This window comes from Citrobacter sp. EC_71, assembly GCF_019584005.1.
Lineage (GTDB): Bacteria > Pseudomonadota > Gammaproteobacteria > Enterobacterales > Enterobacteriaceae > Citrobacter > Citrobacter werkmanii.
Genome location: NZ_VDAY01000002.1, coordinates 212,561 through 234,833, shown reverse-complemented (window position 1 = coordinate 234,833; position 22,273 = coordinate 212,561). Strand labels below are relative to the sequence as shown.

General features: G+C 50.8%; 19 protein-coding genes. 6 read left to right on the top strand and 13 right to left on the bottom strand.

Annotation, left to right across the window (positions count from 1 at the left end; translation table 11 throughout):
* Positions 1–6: 6 nt before the first annotated feature.
* A complete protein-coding gene (locus FHD02_RS02890) occupies positions 7–1,377 on the bottom strand; it encodes an adenylosuccinate lyase family protein (RefSeq protein ID WP_137361214.1) in 1,371 nt (456 codons plus the stop codon).
* A gap of 406 nt (positions 1,378–1,783) precedes the next feature.
* On the opposite strand from FHD02_RS02890, the gene FHD02_RS02885 reads away from it, so the two are divergent.
* The 6 genes from FHD02_RS02885 (at position 1,784) to sitD (ending at position 7,228) form a co-directional block, all read left to right on the top strand.
* Positions 1,784–2,824, top strand: coding sequence for a porin (locus FHD02_RS02885; protein WP_079226082.1), 1,041 nt, complete (start codon positions 1,784–1,786; stop codon positions 2,822–2,824).
* Between the two features lie 10 nt (positions 2,825–2,834).
* Positions 2,835–3,608, top strand: a complete 774-nt coding sequence (locus FHD02_RS02880; protein WP_042310610.1) for a DUF4886 domain-containing protein — start codon at positions 2,835–2,837, stop codon at positions 3,606–3,608.
* 182 nt (positions 3,609–3,790) lie between these two features.
* On the top strand, positions 3,791–4,708 hold the full coding sequence (locus FHD02_RS02875; protein WP_042310613.1) for a metal ABC transporter substrate-binding protein: 918 nt from the start codon (positions 3,791–3,793) through the stop codon (positions 4,706–4,708).
* Positions 4,705–5,520 (top strand): iron/manganese ABC transporter ATP-binding protein SitB, encoded by an 816-nt coding sequence (gene sitB, locus FHD02_RS02870; protein WP_137361216.1) that lies wholly within the window; start codon positions 4,705–4,707, stop codon positions 5,518–5,520. The genes FHD02_RS02875 and sitB overlap by 4 nt, the downstream gene beginning before the upstream one ends.
* Before the next feature lie 2 nt (positions 5,521–5,522).
* On the top strand, positions 5,523–6,380 hold the full coding sequence (gene sitC / locus FHD02_RS02865) for an iron/manganese ABC transporter permease subunit SitC (RefSeq protein WP_137361217.1): 858 nt from the start codon (positions 5,523–5,525) through the stop codon (positions 6,378–6,380).
* Entirely contained in the window at positions 6,377–7,228 is an 852-nt protein-coding gene (gene sitD, locus FHD02_RS02860) for an iron/manganese ABC transporter permease subunit SitD (RefSeq protein ID WP_042310618.1), read from the top strand. Before sitC ends, sitD begins: the two co-directional genes overlap by 4 nt.
* A gap of 94 nt (positions 7,229–7,322) precedes the next feature.
* Here the strand turns inward: sitD and FHD02_RS02855 are convergent, their stop codons facing one another.
* From FHD02_RS02855 to FHD02_RS02800, 12 genes are all read right to left on the bottom strand, one after another.
* Positions 7,323–8,438: a M20 family metallopeptidase gene (locus tag FHD02_RS02855; protein WP_137361218.1), complete on the bottom strand. Its 1,116-nt coding sequence runs from the start codon at positions 8,436–8,438 to the stop codon at positions 7,323–7,325.
* A 12-nt stretch (positions 8,439–8,450) separates the two neighbouring features.
* Positions 8,451–8,915, bottom strand: a complete 465-nt coding sequence (locus tag FHD02_RS02850; RefSeq protein ID WP_061382340.1) for a YjiG family protein — start codon at positions 8,913–8,915, stop codon at positions 8,451–8,453.
* Positions 8,912–9,631, bottom strand: a complete 720-nt coding sequence (locus FHD02_RS02845) for a nucleoside recognition domain-containing protein (RefSeq protein ID WP_137361220.1) — start codon at positions 9,629–9,631, stop codon at positions 8,912–8,914. Before FHD02_RS02845 ends, FHD02_RS02850 begins: the two co-directional genes overlap by 4 nt.
* Positions 9,632–9,921: 290 nt before the next feature.
* The gene (locus FHD02_RS02840) at positions 9,922–10,281 is read right to left on the bottom strand and encodes a hypothetical protein (protein ID WP_137361221.1); all 360 of its coding nucleotides are present in this window, start codon (positions 10,279–10,281) and stop codon (positions 9,922–9,924) included.
* The gene (locus tag FHD02_RS02835) at positions 10,265–10,789 is read right to left on the bottom strand and encodes a chemotaxis protein CheW (RefSeq protein WP_137349488.1); all 525 of its coding nucleotides are present in this window, start codon (positions 10,787–10,789) and stop codon (positions 10,265–10,267) included. The genes FHD02_RS02840 and FHD02_RS02835 overlap by 17 nt, the downstream gene beginning before the upstream one ends.
* Before the next feature lie 12 nt (positions 10,790–10,801).
* Positions 10,802–12,478, bottom strand: a complete 1,677-nt coding sequence (locus FHD02_RS02830; RefSeq protein WP_220393549.1) for a diguanylate cyclase — start codon at positions 12,476–12,478, stop codon at positions 10,802–10,804.
* Positions 12,479–12,491: 13 nt separating this feature from the next.
* Positions 12,492–12,854 (bottom strand): response regulator, encoded by a 363-nt coding sequence (locus FHD02_RS02825; RefSeq protein WP_137361223.1) that lies wholly within the window; start codon positions 12,852–12,854, stop codon positions 12,492–12,494.
* Between the two features lie 22 nt (positions 12,855–12,876).
* Positions 12,877–15,009 carry a response regulator gene (locus FHD02_RS02820; RefSeq protein ID WP_220393548.1) on the bottom strand — a complete coding sequence of 711 codons (2,133 nt, stop codon included), beginning with the start codon at positions 15,007–15,009 and terminating at the stop codon, positions 12,877–12,879.
* Positions 15,010–15,020: 11 nt separating this feature from the next.
* A complete protein-coding gene (locus FHD02_RS02815) occupies positions 15,021–16,433 on the bottom strand; it encodes a protein-glutamate O-methyltransferase CheR (protein ID WP_137361225.1) in 1,413 nt (470 codons plus the stop codon).
* Positions 16,430–17,497 carry a chemotaxis protein CheB gene (locus FHD02_RS02810; protein WP_079226074.1) on the bottom strand — a complete coding sequence of 356 codons (1,068 nt, stop codon included), beginning with the start codon at positions 17,495–17,497 and terminating at the stop codon, positions 16,430–16,432. The genes FHD02_RS02815 and FHD02_RS02810 overlap by 4 nt, the downstream gene beginning before the upstream one ends.
* Entirely contained in the window at positions 17,494–19,584 is a 2,091-nt protein-coding gene (locus tag FHD02_RS02805) for a Cache 3/Cache 2 fusion domain-containing protein (RefSeq protein ID WP_042310640.1), read from the bottom strand. Before FHD02_RS02805 ends, FHD02_RS02810 begins: the two co-directional genes overlap by 4 nt.
* 61 nt (positions 19,585–19,645) lie before the next feature.
* Positions 19,646–21,838 carry an EAL domain-containing protein gene (locus FHD02_RS02800; protein WP_220393547.1) on the bottom strand — a complete coding sequence of 731 codons (2,193 nt, stop codon included), beginning with the start codon at positions 21,836–21,838 and terminating at the stop codon, positions 19,646–19,648.
* Positions 21,839–22,273: the final 435 nt, after the last annotated feature.

The following is a 22,273-nucleotide window of genomic DNA, read 5'->3' as shown; positions in this document are numbered from 1 at the left end:
GGCAAATCAGGCAATCTCTACCGTTTTTACGCGTTCGAATTCAGCTATCGTTTCAGCAATTAGCGCATCATTAGCCCCGATATATGATAGCGGCTCGCAGGCGGCGGTAATTTCCGCCACAGACAGTGATGCGCAGATTTCCGGGCTGGCCAGCACAACCTCCATGAAGTTCTGCTCACCAGTTGCATTCTTCAGAAGTTTTTTCAATAAGTTATAGGCTGACTCTCTGCCAATTTTGGCGGCAAGTTTCATCGTCAGCGATTCCGACATAATAAAGTGTTTCGAGCAGTCAAAATTAGCGCGCATCTTCTCTTCATTAATAACGAGATGCGAAAGCAGATTTTTTGCACGTGTCAGGCTGGTCGATAAGGCATTCGATGCCTCCGGAAGGATCGTCCAGTTCAGAACCCTCATAGAAGCGGCTCGCACATCCTGTTGATCCAACATGGCCGGCGCGCCGGAAGCATACATCCAGCCCATTCTGGCCAGCGTTTGTATCATGTTACTGGCGCGCGGATTGACTTTGTGCGGCATTGTGCTTGATCCTCCACCGCCTTCGCCTTCAAACACTTCAGCGATCGGCGTGCGCCCCATGGTTTCGACATCGTTAGCCAGTCGACACAGCGTGCCATGGACAAGCGCAAAAAACTGCACAACTTCAACGACCGCATCCTGACTGGCATTATTAATACCGCAGGGCACGTTAAGACCCAGCGCCAGCATCAGTCGTTCACGGGTTTCCATACCCTGCTCGCCCACGGAAGCCAGATTGCCTACCGCACCACCAAAGAGTCCGGTCACCGCGCGTGGATACAACTGCTGGAGTCTTGCCAGGTGGCGGTTAATCTCTGTCAGATAACTGCACACATGGAGCCCCCATGTTGTGGCGGAGGCATCTACCGAATTGGTGCGCGCGACCATTACCGTGCGGGTGTGTCGTATTGCCATTGCTGTTATAACTTCACCTACATCAAGCAATTGCTCGCGCAGCAATTGCAGCGTTTGCTGCAATCTCATCGCCATACCTGAATCCAGCAGGTCTTGAGTGGTGCATCCCCAATGCAGAAACTGGCCTACCAACGGCGTACCGAAGGCGGAGATCTGATCGATTAGCGGTTTTATTGCCATACCAACCGTTTGTGTTTCCTTTGCCAGAGTAGGCCAGTCTATTTGTATTTCCTGGCAGGCATGCGCAATTTCAGATGCCGCCTGCTCGGGGATAATCCCTAACTCACTTTGAATGCGTGCAACAGTGACCTCAAATCGCAGCCAACAACGCAGCAGATTGTCGTCAGACCATATTTCCCGCATCCGCTCGTGGGTGAACAATGATGAATAAAGATCAGAATCAAATACCGTTGTTTGCTTACCGAACATACAGCGCCTCTCCGGCCAATGATGCGTTATAATCGAAAATGTGATTAATCAATTTTGCGGGATCTGTTCTGCAAATTACAGGGGAAAATAGTATTCCCACCCCAAAACCGGCTATGAGAATGCACTATTCCCATTTTCAGTTTTTGCTCCCGTTAGAAATGGGATGTACTTCACAGTAATTCCTGCATTACAGTTTAAACAGTCACAACATTTCAATAAAAACGTTCATTAAATATAAGAACCATTAATGCAATAGCGCAATCAGATATATTTATGCGTGAATAATCACATTTCATTACGAGAAAAAATGTTTCCCATACCGCTGTCCTTCCTTTTTCACAAACAATTATCCCGCTGTGAACTTTCTTTTTATGGTCAGGAAATTAATGCTGTTTTGAGGGATGACATGAAGCTAAAAAATTATTCACTAATATTACTAATGGGTATGAGTTCCTCGGCGTTCGCCTTAAACGTCTATAATAAAGATGGAAATACTCTGGATATCTATGGACGTGTTGAGGGTAAAATTGCGAGTGGTCAGAATTCATTTGCCGGCAGTGAAAGCCGAAGCGATTTGGGTGGACGTGTAGGTATTTATCTCACCCGAGATCTGGATCTGCTGCCAGATACCAAAATCGTGGGTCGCCTGGAATGGCAGGTGCGTACCGAAAAAAATGATAACAATACCGGTGAAAGCGATATGGAAGCCCGCTATTCCTATGTCGGTCTGTCGAATAAAACATGGGGTGAATTGATCACCGGGAGAACCAAAAACCCGTTGTACCAGGTTATGAAAATGACCGATAAATACAAAAACTTTACGCCCAATATCTACAGCTATGGCATTACAACCATTGATGATTCGTACCAGTTCAACCGCCAGGACGGCACCGTACAGTGGAACGCCAAATTTGCTGGTAACGAAATTCAGCTGGCATGGGTCTCCGGTAATGGCAACAGCGATAACGAAGCCCTCGATTATGGCGCGATGGCCAGCTATCGTAAGTCTTTCAAATTTGGCGATTTTAGAATTACACCGGCGATTGCGGCCAGTCGTTATAAGCGACAGGATGGTGTTGTGACCACCGATGGACGTAATCAAAACGATCAAATTATGGGAGGGTTACAACTCAACTATAAAGCCTATGAAGTTGCGGTAACCGCGTTACGCACATCTATTTCCCGCGATAACAAAAGTGATAATAATTATAAAGGAATGGACTCACTTATTTCCTACAACTTTGGCACCGTCAAGGTTCTCACTGGATACAGTTTTTTAAATGAAGATGGTAAAGATATCGCTGAAAAAGAAGACTGGCGTGCTGAAGCGCAATTAACATTGGCTGAGGATACGTGGTTATCATTTACTTACGATAAAGAATTCGCCAGTAAGAACAAAAAAACCAATGATGATGCGCTCATCGTTGGACTCCGTTATGATTTCTAAGAGATAACCAATGAAAAAGATAACTTTGCTTACCGCTGCAATGGCCCTTGCACTGAGCAGTGTCTGCGCTCATGCGGATACGTTATTAGCGCCTTCCGCTCATGCCAAAATGGATGGCGAGAATAAAATCGTCGCGCTTTATGGTAACTCATTCACGTTCTATAACAATAATATCAACACCCGATTACGGGATTTGACGCAGTCTTTACTGCCGGACCATGCCAAAGGCTATAAGTATCGGGGGATAACGATTTCCAGCGGTCATTTAGGCTGGCAAATTGAGAATATGCGCTACCAGAACACGCTACAGAAATGGGATGTGGTGGTATTGCAGGGGAACTCCACAGAAACGATCTCAAAGAAAGAAAGTACCCGACAAAACTTCGTTGACTCGGCAACCCAAATGGCCGAAATGGCACATAAAGCCGGTGCAAAAGTCGTCTATTTCATGACCTGGGCGAAGAAAGCTAAACCCGAAGATAGCCAAAAACTGGCGGATGCTTATATCTCCATTGCGCAAAAAACAGGGGGGTATGTCGCTCCGGTAGGTCTGGCTTTCGAGAAAGCGCGCAAAACCCATCCGGAAATAAACCTGTATTATCATGATGGTGTACACCCTTCGATTTCTGGAACGTATCTCGCAGCCTGCGTATTTTTCGCTACCTTGTATAACCAGTCTCCGGTCGGCGGCGCACTTCCGGTCGATACGGACATGACCCCTGCCACCGCCAAAGCGTTACAACAGGTTGCATGGGAAACCGTCACTGAGTTCCAGAAGTCATAATCATCAGGTTATTCATCACCGACACGCCGGCAATTCTGTCGGCGTGAAATGCATTATCCCCCACCAATTCCTTAGCACCCTACGCAAATAAGAATTATTTTCATTTATTTATGCCTTGTGCTATATAACATAGCAAAGGCTATATTCGTTGATAAATTAACCACTTTGTTGTGAGGGATACTATGCCGCAGCTGCCCCATCTGAAGTCATTTCTCCTTGCTGGCGCGTTAACGGCGCTGACGTTGTCACCTGCCTGGGCGCAAGAAAAGTTCAAAGTGATAACCACCTTTACGGTGATTGCGGATATGGCGAGTAACGTGGCAGGTGACGCCGCGGACGTCAGTTCCATCACCAAACCTGGGGCAGAAATTCATGAATATCAACCCACGCCGGGCGATATCAAGCGGGCGCAAGGCGCACAGCTTATTCTCTCGAACGGGCTTAACCTCGAGCTGTGGTTTGCCCGTTTCTACCAGCATTTATCCGGCGTGCCGGAGGTAATGGTCTCCAACGGTGTGCAGCCAATGGGTATCAGCGAAGGGCCGTATAATGGCAAACCCAATCCGCACGCCTGGATGTCGGCAGAAAACGCGCTGATCTACGTGGATAATATTCGCGATGCGCTGATGAAATACGATCCGCAGAATGCCGCAACCTATCAGAAAAATGCGCAGAATTATAAAGCCAAAATCCAGCAGACGCTGGCGCCACTACATGCAGAACTGGCAAAGCTCCCTGCCGATAAACGCTGGCTGGTCACCAGTGAAGGCGCGTTTTCTTATCTGGCACGTGATAACGGCCTGAAAGAGTTGTATCTGTGGCCGATCAATGCCGATCAGCAGGGTACCCCCAAACAGGTACGCAAAGTGATCGATGCGATCAGAGCGCATCATATCCCAACGGTATTTAGCGAAAGCACCGTGTCCGATAAACCTGCGCGTCAGGTGGCCCGTGAGTCTGGCGCACATTACGGCGGCGTACTGTATGTCGATTCGCTCAGCGCGGCCGATGGCCCGGTACCGACCTATCTGGATTTACTGCGCGTCACCACACAAACCATTGTTAACGGCATCAACGAAGGTCTGGAGAGCCAACCATGAGTCACTCTGCGATTACCGTAAATCAGGTTACGGTGACGTATCGCAACGGTCACACCGCATTGCGGGACGCCACTTTTCAGGTTCCGGGCGGTTCGATTGCCGCCCTGGTCGGCGTAAACGGTTCAGGAAAATCAACGCTTTTTAAAGCGCTGATGGGGTTTGTTCGCCTGGCGCAGGGGGAAATATCTATTCTGCAACAGCCGGTTAATCAGGCACTGAAACAGAATCTGATTGCCTATGTCCCTCAGTCGGAAGAGGTGGACTGGTCGTTTCCGGTACTGGTGGAAGATGTGGTGATGATGGGTCGTTTTGGCCATATGGGCTGGCTGCGTCGGCCAAAACAGATCGACCACGCCAGTGTTGATGCAGCGCTGGCACGGGTCGATATGCTGGACTATCGCCATCGCCAGATAGGTGAACTGTCTGGCGGGCAGAAAAAACGCGTTTTTCTGGCAAGAGCCATCGCTCAGGATGGACAGGTGATTTTGCTGGATGAACCCTTCACCGGCGTGGATGTGAAAACCGAGGCGCGCATCATCGACCTGCTACGCGAACTGCGCGATGAGGGGCGAACCATGCTGGTCTCTACCCATAATCTGGGATCCGTTACCGAATTTTGTGATTACACGGTAATGATTAAAGGTACGGTGCTGGCAAGTGGCCCGACCGAAACCACCTTTACGACTGAGAATCTTGAGCAGGCATTCAGCGGCGTTCTGCGCCATGTGGCGCTGAGCGGCGGTGAGCAACATGTGATTACCGATGATGAACGCCCGTTTATTTCGCGACGCGCGGCCAACGAGGGGGAATAATCATGAACTGGCTGACAGAACCGTTTGGTTACCAGTACATGCTCAACGCGATGTGGGTCTCGGCAATGGTCGGCGGCCTTTGTGCGTTTCTCTCCTGCTATCTGATGCTCAAAGGTTGGTCGCTGATTGGCGATGCGCTGTCGCACTCTATCGTTCCGGGCGTTGCCGGCGCTTATATGTTAGGGCTTCCCTTCGCCCTTGGCGCATTTCTTTCCGGTGGACTGGCAGCGGGCAGCATGCTGTTTCTCAATCAGCGTTCGCGCCTGAAGGAAGATGCGATTATCGGACTGATTTTTTCCTCTTTTTTCGGTATCGGGCTGTTTATGGTGTCGCTCAATCCGATGTCGGTCAACATCCAGACCATTATTCTGGGAAACGTGCTGGCGATTGCACCGGAAGATATTCTGCAACTGGCCATCATCGGCGTCATCTCGCTGACTATTCTGTTGCTGAAGTGGAAAGATCTGATGGTGGTTTTTTTTGATGAAAACCATGCGCGCTCCATCGGTCTGAATCCTGGCCGGTTAAAGCTGTTATTTTTTACGCTGCTCTCCGTTTCCACGGTTGCCGCTCTGCAAACCGTCGGCGCATTTCTGGTGATTTGTCTGGTGGTCACACCCGGTGCCACCGCCTGGCTTCTGACCGATCGTTTTCCGCGTCTACTCACTATCGCCGTGGCTATCGGCAGCCTGACCAGCTTTTTTGGCGCCTGGCTGAGCTACTGGCTGGACGGCGCAACCGGCGGAATTATTGTGGTTCTACAAACGCTGCTGTTCCTGCTGGCGTTTGTCTTTGCGCCAAAACACGGTCTGCTGGCGAATCGCCGCCGCGCCAGCCGGGTGAACAAGGAGTCCGTATGATCTTCACAACGCTGCTGGAACCCTTTCAGTTTAGCTTTATGGTCAATGCGCTGGTCATCTCCACCATTGTCGCCATCCCCTGTGCGCTGTTGTCGGTGTTTTTGGTGCTTAAAGGCTGGGCGCTGATGGGCGATGCCATGAGCCACGCGGTTTTTCCCGGCATTGTGCTGGCGTGGATAGCGGGTATCCCACTGGCGATTGGCGCGTTTATCGCCGGGCTGTTTTGTGCGGTGGCAACGGGCTATCTCGACGACAATAGCCGAATTAAGCGTGACACCCTGATGGGGATCGTCTTTTCCGGTATGTTTGGCGCGGGCCTGGTGCTATACGTTTCGATCCAGTCGGAGGTCCATCTCGATCATATTCTGTTCGGCGATATGCTGGGCGTATCGTTTAGCGATATTGTGCAAACCTCGGTTATTACGCTGGGGATTGCGCTTATCATCGGGCTGAAGTGGAAAGATCTTCTACTGCACGCCTTCGATCCGCATCAGGCAAAGGCCAGCGGTCTTAACACGACGCTGCTGCATTATGGTCTGTTGTGTATGATTGCCCTGACGATCGTCGCCACGCTGAAATCGGTAGGCATTATTTTGTCGATTTCCTTGCTAATTGCACCAGGCGCCATTGCGATATTAATGACACGGAAATTTTCCCATGCCTTATTGTTGGCGGTGGTCATGTCGGTCATAACCTCATTTCTGGGCGTGTATCTGTCATTTTTCATCGACAGCGCGCCAGCTCCCACCATCGTCGTATTATTTTCGCTGCTGTTTGTGATTACCTTTATTTATTCAACGCTGCGCGATCGCCGTTTAGAGAAACAGCTGCTGCGGCATGATATATAAATAACGCTTAATAGTATGTTCGCTAATATTATGACATCGACAGGCACCCCAGCTATGAATATAGCCTCCCACAGGAGGCTATATTCTCCGTAAACTACAACATCGTGAGAATACGATTTAATAAACGGATCCGCGGTTCAATTGAGGCAATATCAAGCCACTCATCGGCACTGTGAAAACCTGCACCGACAGGCCCCAGCCCGTCCAGTGTTGGAATACCTAACGCCGCCGTCAGGTTGGCATCGCTACCACCCCCCACTGCCTGCCAGGTAACCGAAATTCCCTCTTCTTTCCCGGCCCGTTCAACCAGCGCCATCAGGCGCTGTGTCTCTTCACTCGCCGCCATCGCGGGTTTATGACTTACACGGGTCAGCGTGGTGGTCACGCCATCAAGGAAACCTTGCTGACACAGCGACTGTAGCGACTTGTGCACGCGCTCATACTCTTCATTTTCCCAAAAACGCACATCCAGTTCCGCGTGTAGCTTTGCCGCCACGACGTTCGCCGCGCTTCCCCCCTGCACCACACCGACGTTTAGCGTGGTTCCGCGGGTCATATCGGTCAATGCGTTAATGGCCAGCACACTGTTGGCAAAAGCGGTAATGGCAGAACGCCCTTTTTCTGGCTCATTCCCGGCATGCGCCGCCACGCCGTCAAACGTCAATTGATAGCCGCCGACCCCTTTTCGCGCTTTCACCAGCGAACCGTCAGCCCGGGCAGCTTCACAGACCAGCACGCAACGCGACCGCTTCGCCAGTTCGCTAATCCACATACTGGAGTGAACGCTGCCGGTCTCTTCATCCGGATTCATCGCCACCGCGATAGATAAACGTTGCAGATGCTCCGCCGGCAGTGTGCGCATCGCCCAGAGGATATTCAGTAAACCGCTTTTCATATCGGAAACGCCCGGCCCGTAAAGACGGCTTTCATCGCGGCTCATTGGACGTTCAGCTACGGTTCCCACCGGGAAAACGGTATCCAGATGACCTACCAGCAGTACATCATACTGCGTCGCCCGGGGCTTATTGGTCACCAGCAAGGCCGGGCCCACCGCATTGCCTAAATCTACCAGCTCCGTTTGCCAGTCTTCTTCCTGCTGCCAGAGTTCACGCACCACCGCGGCAACCTGGGCTACCCCCGCGACCGTTTGTGTTCCACAGTCTACGTTGACCAGTGTTTGCAGTTCATCAATGTATTTTTCCAAATCCATGGTATTTCCTTATCAGAGAATAATGCGCATCAGCAGCATCGCTAAAAAAGCGTTCAAAACGGAGATAACAATCATCAGGGGAATACGTTTAGCGCTGGTGCCAATAACCCCCAGAATGCGTCCCAGGTATTGCACCTGGGAGCCCATCAAATAAATTGCCGGCGCCAGGATAGCCAGGTGTTCACCGGTCAGAATGCCTTTATCAAACAGACCAATCGCAACGCCAATACCTCCGCCCATCGACATCCAGCCGCCAATCAGTACCGCTGCAGCTTCACCTGGCAGGCCAAAAAGTCCCATCAGCGGAGCGAATACCATGCCAAGCCCTTTCAGCGCCCCGGTAATCTCCAGCGCTTTGATGATGACAAAGGCCATCACCACGTTTGGCAGCGTGCTGGTGGTAGCGATGTTCCAGCCTTTACGCGCACCTTCGACAAATACATCGGTAATAACAGGATTAGAGGTTGGCGCACTCATGATGCTTCTCCCGGCACAGTTGATTGGGCTTTTTTATTGGTGAAAGTCAGGATCAGGCGCATCATGTTGGCGCCAACAATTTTCATGATGAACATCACGGCCACACACGCGCCAATGGACGCGGGTACCGCCGGGGTACCATCCACTGCCATCAGGGTGAACAGGATTGCGCCGGAAGAGAAAAAGTTAGTGATCATGGCCCCGGCCGAAAACTGGAACATAGCAAAAATGTCCTTTTCGTTTTCTGTAATTTCACCTTCATCGGCCAGGTTACGGGTAAGCGATGCGCCAACGTCCGTACTCTGCAAGCTGCCAATCAACGCCAGACCGGTATTTCCAGGGATCCCCATCAGCGGACGCAATAATGGGGTCAACAGGTGCCGCGCCGCACGCAGCGCGCCGTAGTGTTCCAGCACATTAATCATGCCCAAGGCAAACATTACTGCGGGGATTAATCCCAGCGCGAAAAGAAAGCCATCCATAGCACCATGACCACCGGTACCACGAAATGCGCTGGTTGCGGTCGTCAGGGTATCGCCTTCAAGACTCACTTTACTGACAACCCTGCCAAATGCGCCATTCAGAGTGGTGAAATCAAATACACCGTACCATTCTTTTCCGCCGAGTAATCCAGAGAAAAATACTGCGGCGAATGCCAGAGCAAAATAAGCCCCGGGTCCTACCTTATTATCCTGGGAGGGTAAACTCATATCCATTTCCTTGTTATCGTGGAGAATCACCCGGACATTTTGAATAAACAAAGAATAAATAAAGTGATTTAAATCATTTCCACGACGCGAACCAAATAGAAATATTTAAAAATGTGACGGGCCTGCGCTTGCTATTTAATTAAAGCCATCATGCTGACATTTAAATTAATCATTACTTATGTAATGAAGCGTAAATATCACAACAGGAAGGTGAGCGGCATTAAAAAAGATAAACAAAAATATTTACAGCTAAACTATTTCATGCCGCGGTAAAATAGATTTATAACACCATTAGCCTATCGCCAGCTTAACAACGGGCTGAAGGCTTCGCAGCCCACCAACGCGCGTAGCGCAGGCAGATGACAGTTGCGCGCCAGAAGCGGTGGTACGGCAAAAATGGTATCGCCAGGTAAGATGACATTCTCCAGTTGTCCCCACAGATACCAGCCGGTTTCAACGCCGCTATCCGGGACAAACAGATGTAAATGTCTGCCCTGTTGCGGCTCATCGGCAATGCCCAGCCACTGGCTTAAACGCGGGATTTCCGGCGCAACCCTTGTCACCAGCGAACAGCGCCCGACCTGGTTTGCCGGAATATAAAAATTGAGCGTTCCGAGGGTAATACGCACCGCAGCCAGATTAATGGGAGCCGTCATAACCACTGGTCTCCTGATAACGCGCAAAAACCAGATTCAGATCGAGCAGCGTGAACCAGGTTTCCGCCACATTAACCACCCCCACTGCGATAGTTTGCAGTGCCGGAGGCAGCGAGTCTCCCGGCAAGTGGATTTGGCTTTCGGCGACTTCCAACACATCAATCAGTTTGTCGATCAGGATCCCGCTTTGCATTTTCTCGGCGCAGCCAATCAGGATAGTGCGTTTACCTGCCGGGTTAACGGCTGGTTTATCGATGAGGCTGTCCAGCCTCATCACCGACTCTACACGTCCACGGTAGTTGATGACGCCTTCCAGCATCGGCGCACAGCAGGGAACCCAGGATATAGGACGCTCCGCGAGGATCTCTTTTATCTGCGCCCCATAGAAAGCAAAATTCTTACCCGCCAGTTGAAATAGCACCAGCGTTCGCTGCGGCTCATCCACATTTTCACACTCCGGCTTTTCACCGTGATTTAGGGCGAGAATTTGCTCCAGCTGTTGGCTCATGATTTCTCCTTTTTACTCAGCAATGCAGAAGGTGTTACGGCCATTTTGCTTCGCGGCATACAGCGCCTGGTCGGCGCGTTCGCGCAGCGTTTCAACACGATCGCCAAACTGCCACTGTGCGATGCCTGCGCTAAAGGTACTGTGAAAACTGGCGTCATTGACGGCGAAGGTGACCTGTTCATAGTCCCTGCGCAATCGTTCGACCACCCGTGCCGCCTTTTCACTACTGGTGTTGGGCATAATGATGACAAACTCTTCGCCCCCGTAACGCCCCACGATATCGGTGCTGCGTAAGCGATGGGAAAACAGCTGCGAAATGCCAACAATCACCTGGTCGCCAACCGCATGGCCGTAGGTGTCGTTAATACTTTTGAAATGATCCAGATCCACCATCACCATGCAGAACGGATTACCGCTGTAATTCGACTCGGCAATCGCGCTTTTCAGAAAATGGGTTGTCGTTGAGTGATTATATAACCCACTCAGACTGTCCTGCGACATACGCGCACGCAGAGCGCGCATTCTTTCGGCACGGATAGACACGGCACGGATGAGCTCCTCGGGATCGGCTTGTTTGAGAATAAAATCCTCCGCACCGATGCTCATTGCCCCAAGCTGTGCATGCTTGTTGGTCTCGCTGGAGAGATAGGCGATCGGCAAACCAATATGCTGTGGTATCTGACGAATAAGTTTTGTTAATTCCTCACCGCTAAATTCCGGCATATGGTAGTCCATCAGCACCAGATCGATAGGTTGCGCGTTCAGCACATGTAGTAAATAGTGAGGTTTCTCCAGCACATGTACCTCCATTCCCGCCATGCGCAGCCTTTCAGCGTTGTATTCCGCCACCGCGGGCTCATCATCGATCAACAGCACCTGATACGGTTTTTTCAGCGAAGGCTGCGTCAGGCGGTGTAGTTCCTGTACCAAATCAGTGATAGAAGCCGGTTTCACGTAGTAGCCATCACAGCCGGATTTAATGGCATTGATACGGGCGTTAAAATCGCTGTGGCAGGAGAGAAATAGAACCGGGAAAGGTTTACCCACTTTCAGCTTTAGCTCCGCCATCGTCAACGGCCCACCGTAGGCGTTGTCCGGGAAGCTGACATCCATAATCACCACGGCTGGCGGTTGTGCCAGTACGGCTTGCGTAAAATCCTCAGTATTGGCGAATACATGACAGGTAAAGCCGAAACAGCGCAACTGGGTGGCAAGCAACTCCACCTGGTCGACATCATCATCACACAGGTAGATAGGCTTGCTGGCCCGCCGGACATATCCCTCTGCCGGGCGCTGGGAGGAGACAGGCAAGGTGAACTCCGTATCGCTAATACGATGCTCAAGATTGAGCTGCTCCTGGGTGAGGGTATACAACCAGCGGATAATTCGCCGCAGCTCATCATAATGCAGTATGCTTTGCTCTGACTCCGATTCTGTTAGTAAACGCTCACCTTCTGCTGAGGCATTCGCCAGCGGGCTAAAACCAAAGGACCCCGCCGAACCGTGAATACTGTGCAGCAGAATATGCAATTGCTTACGACAAGCTTCGCTGGGTTCAGCGACCAATTGAACGAGCAGTCTTTCTGCCTGTGCCAGCATATCGGGGATGCGACGTAAAAATCCCTGACGCAGACGCGCTATTTTTTCCTGCGCCGCCGCCATGGCTATGTGCTTATTTTCTGGTTTCATCAAACGCCCAGGCTTATTCAGTGACCACGGACGGTAGCAGGAGCGCATTCACTGCCGCCCCCAGATTTTCCGCCAGGTTTTCATCTTTTTTTACCCACCGGTCATACAGGAGATCGCTGGCCGTCACTTCGTTTGCACTGAGTAATATAAAGGGCTTAGACCAGGCCTGAGCGCGTAACAGCGCCAACAAATCCAGACCACTGATCTCAGGCATATGCAGATCGCTAATCACCAGGTCGATGTTTTTATCCGAATCCAGGCACGCCAGGGCAGAAATAGCGCTTTCCACAATCACCACGTCGTAGCCATCCATCTGTAAAAAAATAGAGGCCAGCTCAGCCGCAAAAAGATCATCATCCACTAATAAAATTCGCATCTTCTCTCTCGATTTTGCGCCATCAGCACAAAAGCATTTTTAATGTTTTTATTAAACTGTCCTGCTCGAAATCGCCTTTGGCGATGTAGGCGTCCGCCCCTACCTGAATGCCCCGTCGTCGGTCTTCTTCCTTCGCGCGGGAGGTCACGATGATGATTGGCGTGTGCTGGTAATTTTTCTCTGCGCGCAACGATTTTGTGAAGGTAAAACCATCCATAAACGGCATTTCGACATCCGTCAGTACGGCATCGAATTGGGTCAGTTTCGCTTTTTGCAGCCCTGACAGCCCATCTTCAGCCAACGTGACCTGATAGCCATGCGCCTCCAGCACATTTTTTTCTATCTCGCGGGTATTGAGGGAATCATCAACCACCAGCACGTGCCAGGCATCTTGCGCCACGCTCGACGCGGGCGCCGGGGCGCTGGTTTGCCGTGACTGTTGCGCCATCGCCATCAGCGCAGGCACTTGCAGAATGCTGACCAGTTGGTTATCCGGCGTCTGTACCATCCCGGAGACCAGCGACTGCTGCTGCATATGCTTTGGTAACGGTTTGATCATCATCTTGCGTTCATCGAGCAGCTTATCTACCCGCAGCGCCATTTTGCTGTACTGGTTCTGCACAACGATTAAACGTTGTCCTGCCGATGAGAGATTGCCCTGGCGATCGTGAATGCCCAGCAGAGCGCCTGCGCAAACCACGGGAATAAACTCGTTATGCAAAATAATGGCCGGTCGCCCGGCGATTTCGCTAATCCCCTGCGCAGTACACTCCACCACCTCAACCACATACTGTGCCGCCAGTCCGAACAGGTGTCCCTGCTCTTCAAATTGCATAATTCGCATCATCGTCAGCGAGACAGGCAGGCGCAGGCTAAAGCTGGTTCCGACGCCCGGGCGACTGTATACCTGCAAATCACCTTGCAGGTCGGTCACCACCGTTTTGCGCACCACATCAAGACCCACACCGCGCCCCGACAGCTCAGAAACTATCTTGCTGGTGGAAAAGCCGGGATGAAAAATCAGCTCATTACACTCCTGCTCGGAGAGTTGTCCGGCCATCGATGCGGGAACCAGGCCTTTGCTGACCGCCTTCGCGCTGATGGCCTCATAGTTCAGACCGCGACCGTCATCTTCAATGCGCAGTAATATTCCGCTGCCGTCCTGTTGAGTGGTGATGGTAATGGTGCCACGGGTCGATTTACCCAGCGCCAGGCGTTCGTCGATCTCGCCAATGCCGTGATCGACCGCGTTACGCAGCAAATGCGTCAGCGATTCCGATAGCCGGTCAATGAGCTGGCGGTCGATTTCCACTTCACCGCCGACGAAGCGGCACACCACCTGTTTGTTCAGCGTGGACGCCAGTTCACTGACCTGTAAGGAGATCGGCTCAAACAGCGTCGATAGCGGAAGCATGCGGATCCGCGCCGCCACGTCGTACAGTTCAAACATCTGCAAATGCTGGAGCTGAACGCTTTCTTTTAGCTGAGCGCTGAAATCATGGATCTGCTGGCGAAGCTGCTCGGCGCTCAGGCCCGGCAATCGGGGGACCAACTGACTCAGGTTTTGGATCTGCTGTTCAAGGCGATCATGTCCGGCGAGCACTTCCCCGAGGATGTCGATCAGGCCGTCCAGCTTGTTCAGCTTAACTCGTACGAAATCGGCCTGCTTGATACCGGAGTCCAGGGAGGGGGCTGCCGCAGAAGCCGAAACACCAGGTTTGTCCGTAGCCGTTGGCGACTCCAGCAGCGGAGTAACGGTTTCTCCCCGGCTGGCGGATGCCAGGCGTTCGCACAGCCCGGCATCCGCCGGTGGCAACTGATTATCGCCCTCGCTGACAAAAAGCTGGGTCAACTGGCCCGAAAGATATTCCACGGACTCATGAATCAGATTACCCAGCGCCCTGTCCGGCGTCAGTTTGTTATCGCGTAGCTCACTTAATACATCTTCAAGATGATGAGTGACATCAGCGATACTTTGCAGTTTCAGCATCCGCGCGCCCCCTTTCAGGGTATGCGCGGCGCGAAACATCTCACCTATCCAGGCTTCAGTATGTTCATCAGCGGAGAGGAGGAACGCCCCTTCGCTGATCGTCTGCAAATGACCTCTCCCTTCATCAATAAAGCGCAGAACGAATTTTTTCAGATCGATAGCCATAATCGCTCTTATTAGCCACTTCGGTGGGCAAATTGCGCCAGTTGATGTTCACAAAGAAAACGAAACGTATTGCCGGGAAACACCATCGGCAATCGCAGACGACAAACCGCAGATGGGTTGTTCATTTCGTCGTTCAGCAGTTGCATCACCACGCGATACGTACGCTGCGCAGGCTGACTTAACTCGCTTTGACGGTACATTTCGGCCAGATAATAGTGCGCCGGCCAGTAACCAGGCTCCTGATAAACCACCTGTTTAAACCAGGCGATAGCCTGCTGCGTCTGACGCTGCCACATCATCGCCAGGCCGAGTAGCATTTTGGCCTCTGCCGACCACTCATCCTGAGCGAGGATCTTCTGCGCATTTCCGGCTGTCTGAGAAAATTCACGCTGCTCAAGGGCAATGACGCCCTGAATCAGCAACGCATCCGGGTTACGGGGATCGTCGCGTAGTACGTGGGCGATGCACGTTTCAGCGTCTGAAAAACATTTTTCATCGAGACAGGCACGAGCCTTTTTTAGCCAGTCATCATTTTGCTGAGCCATGGGCATGGAAGGTTCATATTCCACTACCGCTCTCGGCTGCGGAGCGCGTACCGCTACCCTGGGTACCGGTACGATTGTTGGCGGTTCACGATGGTGGCAAAAATAAAAAATGCCCTCTTCCTGCTCCAGCTTCAGAATGTCGAAATTGTTGGCCAACGTTTCCGCGTTGCCAAAAAATAAGGCCCCCTGAGGCTGGAGCATTTTCGACAAATTACCGTGCAGTTCACGACGCGTTGGCGTGTCGAAATAGATAGACACGTTACGCAGCAAAATGATGTCCACTTCCGGCAACAGCTGCTCTTTTATAATGTTGGTGCGGTGAAACGAGACTTTCTCACGGATCGCATCATGCAGTCGGTAGAGGTTTCCTGAGCGGGTAAAATAGCGCTGCTGAATGCCTGGGTCGACGCCGCGAAACGAGTAGCTTGAATAGCTGGCGTTTCTGGCTTTTGCCAGGATTACCGGGTCAATATCACAACCGTAAATTTCAATCCGCTGAGCCATTTCGCCCTGGTATTTCTCATGCAGTTTAATCGCCAGCGAATAGGCTTCTTCTCCGGAAGAGCATCCGGCGCTGAGAATACGCACCGGGCCGCTGCGCTGTTGCAGCAGACGCGGGACCCACTTATCACAGATCAAATCCAGCGTCTCGTTTTCGCGGAAGAAATAGGTTTCGTTAATGGTTATCAGCGTAATGAAGCGATCAAACTCGTCCTGCGAAATACGTAGTTGTTCATAATATTCATAGTAATTACTGATGTTTCGTTCGCTCATACGCCGTTTCAGCGCCGATTTCAGCAACGCTTCCATTGCGTTATCAAAGTGCAAACCCACCCGGTCTTTGATCAGGCGGGCGTAATCAGGAAGATTGGGGATCATGGCAATTTACTCTCAAAATGCCCGTGAAAGGCCATCGATAGCAGCACCTTCGCGAGACCGTCCAGAGGGATCGTGCGGTGTATCAGTTGCCTGTCGATCGCGTTCTTATTCATACCGAACACCACCGAGCTTTCTTCATCCTGCGCCAGCGTTCTTCCTCCCCGGCGGAAAATAAGCTCAATGCCGCGACAACCATCGCTACCCATACCCGTCATAATCAGCCCGACGGCCTTTTCGCGAAATACCTCAGCCACCGACTCCAGCAACAGATTGCAACTGGGATGATAGACATCGCTTTCCTGTCTGGGAATTGCCGCCAGGCGTTGATTGCTTTTGACGATCAGATGCTGCTCCGGCGGTAAAATATAGACGTACCCTGCTTCGACCCGATCGTCTTCCTGCGCCAGCCGCACCTTCAGTTCGGTCACGCTGTCCAGCCAGTGCACCATATTTTTTGCGAAGCCATCGGCAATATGTTGGGCAATGAGTACCGGACATGGAAACGTACCGGGGAGATCCTGTAATAGCTTGCTCAGTGCCTGCGGCCCCCCCGTCGAACAGGCAATCGCCAGCACAAAAGGCCAGTCCTGCGGTGTCTTTACTGTGTCCATCGTCGGGCGCGCGGCGGGCATGACCGGTTCGGTTGGGTGGCGTAATCCCTTGATATGACGAATCACTTTCACACCGACCAACAATTCCACTTTGCGATGCAGCGCATCGGTCGAGAGCGGGAAATCGCTGCTATGGTGCAGCACCGCCAGCGCCCCACGGGAGATATAATCATCATCCCATTGTTTCTCTGGGCAAAACCGCATCACAAGGATGGGAATAGCGCTGGTCGCCATGATCGTTTCCACAACCTCGACGTTATCGGGGCTTGAGGTATCCAGCGTCAGAATCAGCAGATCGGGCATCAGCTGTTGTAATAATCTCATCGCTTGTCTGCGATGGGCGGCTTGCCCCACCACTTTAATGTGCGGATGATCTTCCAGTTGCCTGACCAGTTCATTACGCGATGCGCTGTCCAGGTCAAGGATCAGCACCCGTATATTGCCGCTGTTCATGCATCCGTTTCCGTCAAGGTGAATGACGTCGACGCTTCTTTCAGTGCTTTCGACAGTTGCGTCATATCCTGACTGACAACCAAAATGTCTTTGATCGATTGCGAGGTATAGTTACTGGCCACGACAATCTCACGCAGCGCCATGACCACCTGATTGCTCGCCGTTTTCTGCTGCTGGGTCGATAGTGAAATTTGTAGCGCCGCCGTAGAAGTTTGCTCGGCGGTAACGACGATGTCGTTCAGATGTTCAGCGCTGACTTTACAAGCTCTGGCTCCCGCTTTAATGCTCTCGCCACCTTTCTCCGCGTTCAGCACCAGACGATTGATCGCATTTTGGATCTCGCTGATCTTGTTCTCGATCTCAACCGTCGATTCCGTCACGGAGTCGGCCAGACGACGAATTTCAGCCGCTACCACCGAGAAACGCTTACCGGCTTCTCCTGCGCTGGCGGCCTCCAGCGCGGCGTTAAAGGCGATAAGTTTCGTTTGATCGGCAACGCTATTGATGATCACCATCACGCGACTGATTTCCGTCGACTTATTGCCGAGCATCATAATTTCACGCATGTTTTGCTGATTATCGGTATCAATATCCGTCATCCGCATCAGCAATTGTGACATCGACTCTGAACCTTTATTGCAATCCTCAAGCGTCTGGTTGGCAATATCCACTACCGCCCGCGAGTGCTCAGCAATCTGTGTCGATGAAGCCGACAACTCTTCCATCGTGGAGGTAATCTCGGCCACCGAGGATGACGTTTCCACGCTGGTTGACGCCTGACCATCTACCGCTTCGGTAATATGCAGTGAAGCCTGGTGTACCGAATCCGCGTGAGAAACCATATCGCCGACCAGCGAGTGCAGACGCTGACGCATCATCTCTACCGCGCTCAGCAGTTCACCTATTTCATCGTGATGATCGATCTCAACATCAACCGTTAAATCTCCTTTTGCGATGGTCTGCGCAATCCCGAGTACGCGGTTTAAACGGCGTGAAATCAGAAAACGACTGGCAACGGCAATCAATACTAAAATGACCGGTAACAGAAAAGCCGTGAACAGCAACAGTCCATTGCGTACCAGGTTACTGCTTCTGGATACATCATCAACGTAGCTGGTGGTGGCAATAATCCAGTCGATCCCGTCGATATATTCATAGACGGCAACCTTGGTTCTCGGCGGCGTACCGTAGCGACTTACCCAGTTGTAGTAAGTAATGCCATTTTTATGTTCGAGGATATCGGCAAACAGCTTATAGCCATTGGCATCGGTGATATTAATCGCCTGTTGATTGCTCAACGATGGATGGACCAACATACGACCCGGTTCGAATCCGGCATCCAGCACGTAGGCGTAACCCTCTTTACCAATATGCACATTCAGCAAACGCTGAATGATCGGTTGCAGACTTTGTTTAACATCGAATCCCACCGCAACCGCGCCAACGACCTGACCATATTTATCGGCTATCGGCTCATAGTGGCTAATAAACTGCTTTCCAAACAGCGTGACCACACCCGAAAACGGTTTGTTTTTCAGCAGTAGCGGCAATGCTGGGTTATCGTGCCCCAATGCCGTTGCGGTAGCCGTATTGCCAGAGCTTGCCAATAACGTGCTGCTAACGCGCACAAACTGCTCACCTTGCAGAATAAATGTGCTGGCAAATACGCTGGTTAATTCGGTGAAATGCGCGTTCGTATTAGGATTGCTCAATACCGCTTTTAATTCAGTTGCGTCCATATAACGCAGCGGTTTATCGGCAACGTTTTGGTAATTATTAATATAAACATTACTGTAATGCTCTGCATCGCGGGTGACGCGCTGGAATTCATTAGAAATACTATTGTGGAAAATACGCGTGTTGGTTTTAATCATCTCCAGGGCATTAGCCTGCAATTCCCGGGAAAGGTAAGAAGATAATATAAAAGAGGCACCAATCAGCAGCGTTGCAATACAAAAAACCAGAATCATACCGAGCTTCATGGCCACACCGGGATGGATATTGTGCAGCCATGAGAGCAATCGGGCGCGCGGTCCCATACCGGCAGCGCCCGCCGTTCGATTCTTCACTTTACTAATGTCACTCATGATTTTTATTCTCTACCTGAGAAGAAATTACTTTTTTTGGCCATAAGGCGTTAGCGCCCTGCTATTCCAACGTGAGCAATGGTGTAGGTTTGCCAATGTGATATCCCTGTAACCACCCAACATTCATTTTTTCCAGACATGCCTGAATATTGGCGTTTTCGACAAATTCAGCGACCACCTGCATATTTTTCATTTCAGCGACACGGCAGAATGACTCGACGATGTAGTAGCTGATCTCGCTTTCGGTGATCCGGCGAATAAAAGATCCATCTATTTTCAGGATGTCTGCTTCGATATTCATCAAGCGCGCATGACTGGCAAATCCGGTACCAAAATCATCAATCGCCACGCGGCATCCCAGCTGACGTATTAAGCTCAGGGTTTCCACGGTTTGTCCTTTATCTGATAACGTATCCGCTTCGGTTATCTCAAAAATAATCCGCTGCGGCTCCACAGCGTAATCGTGCAGAAGCTGAGTAATTCTGGTGACAATATTTGAACGACACACCGTTACTGGTGCCAGGTTAATGGCAAAACAGCGCTGCGGATGGGTGCGCATGAACTTTAGGGTGTTTTCGATAACCCACAGATCGATATCCGGCGCCAGTCCCGCATCATGGGCAACCGGCAGAAAGCTGTTTGGTGGAATAAATTCCCCCCGTTCGTTGAGCATACGGATCAATATTTCATGATATGGCGCTTCGCCACGGGTACTGACTATCGGCTGGGCCATCAGAACGAAGGCATTATTATCCAGCGCATTTTGCAATGCGGTGCGGATTTCTGTTTTATCAACGATGTGGTTGCCAAGGACCCGACTATGCTGCGCTTCGAGATTTTCCGGCCTGCCGTTGGTCAGAGATAAACCAGCTACCATGCCGAGCTTACCCACCAGCTGGTAGATGTCATCGCTATGCTCGTTAATCAGGCAATAGCCCAAACCACTGCGAAAACCCAGCCGGCGGTTGTTGTAGAAGAGGCGAAAACTATTAGCTGCCTGGTACAGGTCGCATAACCGCTCCCAGGACCCATTCTCCAGGCGGATAAGCAGATCATAACCCGCGTGATAATAGACCTTCTCGCTTTTGATCAGATGACTTCTGAGATGCTCAGCAAGGATCTTTTGGTAGCGGGCGCGAAAATGAAAACCATAGCGGCGCGAAAAGAGCTCCAGCTCGGGGATCTGTATCAGGCATACCGTCGCCCCCTCAGTGGTAAATAACTCCGTCTTCAGAGCACGCAGGTTCGCCATACCCGTCATCGGGTCAGTCAGACCCAATAGCAGGACCTGGTTAAACCGCTGGCGGGTAAATTTTGCCAGCGCTCCCATGATCACAATGGTGAGTGAAAAGACAAAAATAAGGGTGGAAACCAGCGCCTGATGCAGCATGAAATTGATGTCGCTGGCGATATAGCTGTCGTTATGTTTGCCTAAAATAATCAGTACGACTGTCCACACCAGCATGGTGAACGAGTGACCAATCTTAATCGCCCCCCACAGCATCAATGGAAATAACAGGATCAGGCTATAGAAAGAAAAAAAGATGTTCGGACTGTGTGGTGACGTCAAACAGAACATCAGTGAAATCAGCAAAATACACCAGATACTGACGCCAAAGGCGGTGATATTCCCTTTACACTGAAAGACAATTGCTCTGATAAAGGTCAACAGGTAAGACGGTCGACGAATGATGCGATAAATTTTGTAGAAAAAGGGGATGCCCGTCAGGCAACCGTTGATGATCCCCTGAATACGTACCAGCATCTCCAGGCTCATAACTGGGATATTGTCCACATCCGGGCGATGGCCATGGGTGACGAACACGGCAAAAATCCTGCTGAATAACAGATAGAGCAGGATGTTGAAGCCGCATAGCCAAATCAGGCGGCTCAGGCTGATTTTTATACGGCCAAAACTGGCGCAGCTGCGTCTGCCCGTAACGTTGCGATAAGCGGCATAGCTAAAGGTTGAGGCCATAACCAGGCACAGCGCATCCACCCGCTCGCTTTGTGGCCCCACTACGAACATCAACGCGAGAAACAGAATAAATCCCGGCAATACCCGAAAACCAAACAGAACCAATGCGGCGGAAAATACGGCGAGTTTGAGATCGTAAACTGTTAAAATATTATTATTGAGAAGACAATAACCGTTAAGATATTGTGCCAGTGGATATAACAGGCCAGGCAAAGCAAGTGGCAGGCACCATTTTTGAATGCTTTTTGCTGTGTTAGTATTTATTATCGCGTCCAAATCAATTTATCCGCTATGCACTATACCAATAGGACTTTAATCCAGACTCGAATGTCACAAACAAATCCTTTTGGGTCAGTCGCTGAACCATAGCAAAATTGTCAACATTGACCGCGCACTGAGAAAATAAAGTTAGGCTCTATATTGAAGCGAGCATCTTATTCATATCAGATCAGGAAATAAATACTCATTAATAGACAAAAATGGACATCCCGGCGGGATGAAACTACAACACACACACTTAACAGCATAGCTAATTCATTGATACCAAATATAAAAACCACACCTTACTGATGACTTCACCACACCTCCAACCAGTTCAAACAAAAAACACTCCTTGTCGTTTTAATGTCAACATTAATATCCTGGAAGAGGCATAATGAAAAATGTATTTTTATGAACACTTTTGCCTGTTGACGATAAGCACAGCGTTAT

Bases quoted from the DNA above. Each gene is read 5' to 3' on its own strand.
- FHD02_RS02890 (WP_137361214.1), bottom strand. From the start codon at position 1,377: ATGTTCGGTAAGCAAACAACGGTATTTGATTCTGATCTTTATTCATCA.
- FHD02_RS02885 (WP_079226082.1), top strand. From the start codon at position 1,784: ATGAAGCTAAAAAATTATTCACTAATATTACTAATGGGTATGAGTTCC.
- FHD02_RS02880 (WP_042310610.1), top strand. From the start codon at position 2,835: ATGAAAAAGATAACTTTGCTTACCGCTGCAATGGCCCTTGCACTGAGC.
- FHD02_RS02875 (WP_042310613.1), top strand. From the start codon at position 3,791: ATGCCGCAGCTGCCCCATCTGAAGTCATTTCTCCTTGCTGGCGCGTTA.
- sitB (WP_137361216.1), top strand. From the start codon at position 4,705: ATGAGTCACTCTGCGATTACCGTAAATCAGGTTACGGTGACGTATCGC.
- sitC (WP_137361217.1), top strand. From the start codon at position 5,523: ATGAACTGGCTGACAGAACCGTTTGGTTACCAGTACATGCTCAACGCG.
- sitD (WP_042310618.1), top strand. From the start codon at position 6,377: ATGATCTTCACAACGCTGCTGGAACCCTTTCAGTTTAGCTTTATGGTC.
- FHD02_RS02855 (WP_137361218.1), bottom strand. From the start codon at position 8,438: ATGGATTTGGAAAAATACATTGATGAACTGCAAACACTGGTCAACGTA.
- FHD02_RS02850 (WP_061382340.1), bottom strand. From the start codon at position 8,915: ATGAGTGCGCCAACCTCTAATCCTGTTATTACCGATGTATTTGTCGAA.
- FHD02_RS02845 (WP_137361220.1), bottom strand. From the start codon at position 9,631: ATGGATATGAGTTTACCCTCCCAGGATAATAAGGTAGGACCCGGGGCT.
- FHD02_RS02840 (WP_137361221.1), bottom strand. From the start codon at position 10,281: ATGACGGCTCCCATTAATCTGGCTGCGGTGCGTATTACCCTCGGAACG.
- FHD02_RS02835 (WP_137349488.1), bottom strand. From the start codon at position 10,789: ATGAGCCAACAGCTGGAGCAAATTCTCGCCCTAAATCACGGTGAAAAG.
- FHD02_RS02830 (WP_220393549.1), bottom strand. From the start codon at position 12,478: ATGAAACCAGAAAATAAGCACATAGCCATGGCGGCGGCGCAGGAAAAA.
- FHD02_RS02825 (WP_137361223.1), bottom strand. From the start codon at position 12,854: ATGCGAATTTTATTAGTGGATGATGATCTTTTTGCGGCTGAGCTGGCC.
- FHD02_RS02820 (WP_220393548.1), bottom strand. From the start codon at position 15,009: ATGGCTATCGATCTGAAAAAATTCGTTCTGCGCTTTATTGATGAAGGG.
- FHD02_RS02815 (WP_137361225.1), bottom strand. From the start codon at position 16,433: ATGATCCCCAATCTTCCTGATTACGCCCGCCTGATCAAAGACCGGGTG.
- FHD02_RS02810 (WP_079226074.1), bottom strand. From the start codon at position 17,497: ATGAACAGCGGCAATATACGGGTGCTGATCCTTGACCTGGACAGCGCA.
- FHD02_RS02805 (WP_042310640.1), bottom strand. From the start codon at position 19,584: ATGAGTGACATTAGTAAAGTGAAGAATCGAACGGCGGGCGCTGCCGGT.